The 2,500-nt window shown below is 52.0% G+C and carries 1 rRNA gene (only partly in view); it reads right to left on the bottom strand.

From position 1 onward, the window contains the following. Positions 1–2,083 (bottom strand): 23S ribosomal RNA (locus HJB84_RS33325) (it extends 797 nt beyond the left edge of the window). Positions 2,084–2,500: the final 417 nt, after the last annotated feature.

Raw genomic sequence — 2,500 nt, 5'->3', positions numbered from 1 at the left:
GTGTAAAGCTATAGTAAAGGTGCACGGGGTCTTTCCGTCTGACCGCAGGAACCCCGCATCTTCACGGGGAATTCAATTTCACTGAGTCTATGTTGGAGACAGCGGGGAAGTCGTTACGCCATTCGTGCAGGTCGGAACTTACCCGACAAGGAATTTCGCTACCTTAGGACCGTTATAGTTACGGCCGCCGTTTACTGGGGCTTCGATTCAAAGCTTGCACCTCTCCTCTTAACCTTCCAGCACCGGGCAGGCGTCAGACCCTATACGTCGTCTTGCGACTTCGCAGAGCCCTGTGTTTTTGATAAACAGTCGCTACCCCCTGGTCTGTGCCACCCCATCATACTTGCGTAGAATGGGGTCACGCTTCTTCCGAAGTTACGCGTGCAATTTGCCGAGTTCCTTCAACATAGTTCTCTCAAGCGCCTTGGTATACTCTACCTGACCACCTGTGTCGGTTTCGGGTACGGTCTATACGGTGGAGCTATTTCCTGGAACCGCTCCGCTGCCCATCCAATCCAATTAGAATGAACAACTTGTGCAATCCGTCACTACCACCAGGCCCACGAATATTAACGTGGTTCCCATCGACTACGCATTTCTGCCTCGCCTTAGGGGCCGGCTAACCCTGCTCAGATTAACTTTAAGCAGGAACCCTTGGTCTTTCGGCGAGAGGGTCTCTCACCCTCTTTATCGTTACTCATGTCAACATTCGCACTTCCGATACCTCCAGGAGCCCTCACGGGTCTCCCTTCATCAGCTTACGGAACGCTCCGCTACCACGTGTATTGCTACACATCCTCAGCTTCGGTGCATGGCTTCAGCCCCGTTACATTTTCGGCGCAAAGACCCTTATTTAGACCAGTGAGCTGTTACGCTTTCTTTAAATGATGGCTGCTTCTAAGCCAACATCCTGGTTGTTTTGGGATCCTCACATCCTTTCCCACTTAGCCATGACTTGGGGACCTTAGCTGGAGGTTAGGGTTGTTGCCCTTTTCACGACGGACGTTAGCACCCGCCGTGTGTCTGCCGAGTAGTACTCCCCGGTATTCGGAGTTTGGTTAGGATCAGTAAGACGGTGAGTCCCCATAGCCCATCCAGTGCTCTACCCCCGGGGGTATTCGCTCGACGCTCTACCTAAATAGATTTCGCGGAGAACCAGCTATTTCCGAGTTTGATTGGCCTTTCACCCCTAGCCACAAGTCATCCCAATCTATTGCAACAGATGCGGGTTCGGTCCTCCAGTTGGTGTTACCCAACCTTCAACCTGCTCATGGCTAGATCACTCGGTTTCGGGTCTAATGCAACGAACTATGACGCCCTATTCAGACTCGCTTTCGCTTCGCCTACACCTACCGGCTTAAGCTTGCTCGTTACACTAAGTCGTTGACCCATTATACAAAAGGTACGCCGTCACCCTTGCGGGCTCCGACTGTTTGTAGGCATCCGGTTTCAGGTTCTATTTCACTCCCCTTGTCGGGGTGCTTTTCACCTTTCCCTCACGGTACTTGTTCGCTATCGGTCATGCACGAGTACTTAGGCTTGGAGAGTGGTCTCCCCATGTTCAGACAGGATTTCTCGTGTCCCGCCCTACTCTAGGACAATCATGATATCTACGCGTACGGGGCTGTCACCCACTACGGCCGCACTTTCCAGAGCGTTCCACTTTAATCACAATTGCCACTGGCCTGGTCCGCGTTCGCTCGCCACTACTTGCGGAGTCTCGGTTGATGTCCTTTCCTGCAGGTACTTAGATGTTTCAGTTCCCTGCGTTCGCTTCTTACACCCTATGTATTCAGGTGTAGATACCTTATCACAATGCTTGGAAACCGAGCGCGTCGAGACGCGCAGCAATTAGTCGGTAGTCCATAGTGAGTAGTTTTCACTGCTCACTCATCACTAATTTCTAATCACTAACGTGCCAACGGCACGCTCGATTTCCCAAGCATTTAAGGTGGGTTTCCCCATTCGGAGATCCATGGATCAAAGCTCATTCGCAGCTCCCCACGGCTTTTCGCAGCGTATCACGTCCTTCATCGCCTGTGCATGCCAAGGCATCCACCAAATGCCCTTACGACACTTAATCGTTCTCATTGCCAATGCTCATCCATATTTGGATTTGGAATTCCTATCCTCTTCGCTTGCGCTCAGAGGGGTTCCAAATCTGACCATCCGGACAACCTTGCGATTGCCGTGCAGTCAGTCCAAAATCCGGTTACCTTTTACAACCGGATCATTTCATGATGCCATCGACGTGTTCGACAGGTCTGCTTTATTGGAGCTACGCCGAGCAGCCCACTTGCAGCCTGTCTTAAGACCAGCTTCTCGAGATTGGATCCGATACCGCGCGGTCAGGCAACGGTAATCAAGTCGTCCGTCAGATGCTCACCCCTAAAGATGACCAAACAACAACGACCCAGAGCGACAAGCTTCCTACCTACTCCAGTCCTTCCCCTATATCCGGCCGGCTAGGCCATCCATAGGATCAACAGAACTGGGCTCG

The sequence above is a fragment of the Rhizobium sp. NZLR1b genome (genome assembly GCF_019685155.1).
In the GTDB taxonomy this organism is placed as follows: domain Bacteria; phylum Pseudomonadota; class Alphaproteobacteria; order Rhizobiales; family Rhizobiaceae; genus Rhizobium.
The sequence above is the reverse complement of the archived record's forward strand: the minus strand, read 5'-3'. Positions and strand labels throughout refer to the sequence as shown.